The following is an 814-nucleotide window of genomic DNA, read 5'->3' as shown; positions in this document are numbered from 1 at the left end:
GCCACGCCCGCCCGGACGAGGACGTCACCACCGAACTGCAGCGCGTCTACGGCGACCTCGGCTGGATCATCCCCGAAACCCTGGCCGGACTGCAACGGGCCGATTCGGTCTACTTCGACACCATCAGCCAGGTCGTCGCACCATCCTGGAGCAAAGGCCGGGTGGTGCTGCTCGGCGACGCCGCCTGGTGCGTCACCCTCTTCGCCGGATACGGCTCCTCCCTGGCCGTCGGCGGCGCCGACCGCCTCGGCGCCGAACTGGCCGCCCACCCCGGAGACGTCCCCGCCGCGCTGGCCGCGTGGGAGGCGGCCATCCGGCCCGAAGCCGAGCGCAAGCAGAAACTCGGCCGCCGCGTCAAAGGCGTCTACGCTCCCACCAGCCCGCTCCTGCTGTGGTTGAGCTTGCTACCTCTGCGGCTGGCCTCCCTGCCCCCGGTTCGCCGCTACATGATCCGCCGCTTCATCAAGGGCTGAGCCGGCCGGCCGCCTGGCCGGTTGACGAGATGTTGCGGGTGGCCTCGGCGCTCAGCAACCGACCATGACGCGCCCGATGGCGCGGCTCATGCCGAACCGCTCAAGAGAACGGGCGTGGATCAGGTCTGGTCAGCTAAGAGCCGTTCACCCGCCGTTCTGAGTGATCAGCATGTACAACACCCACACGAGGAGCACCGTCTGAACGAGGAGTTCACGCCAGGCCAGCACCGGGCCGGCCTGGATGGCGTACGACATGCTCTTGATGGGCGAGGCCGGCGGTGAGGGAGCTTTGTCCGGTTCGAGCGGCCGGTTGAACCGGTGGAAGAACAACTGGGTCAGCG

Annotated in this window: 2 protein-coding genes; one reads left to right on the top strand and one right to left on the bottom strand. The window is 68.7% G+C overall.

The features are described from left to right. On the top strand, positions 1 to 473 hold a 473-nt coding region (locus E1295_RS48250), incomplete at its 5' end, for an FAD-dependent monooxygenase (RefSeq protein WP_181958165.1). 144 nt (positions 474 to 617) lie between these two features. On the opposite strand, the gene E1295_RS49590 is transcribed toward E1295_RS48250, so the two are convergent. Further along, positions 618 to 814 (bottom strand): hypothetical protein (locus E1295_RS49590; protein WP_220449277.1); only part of this gene is annotated, 197 nt, incomplete at its 5' end.

Source organism: Nonomuraea mesophila (genome assembly GCF_004352805.1).
Taxonomy (GTDB): Bacteria; Actinomycetota; Actinomycetes; order Streptosporangiales; family Streptosporangiaceae; genus Nonomuraea; species Nonomuraea longispora.
This window is presented reverse-complemented; position numbering and strand designations above follow the sequence as displayed.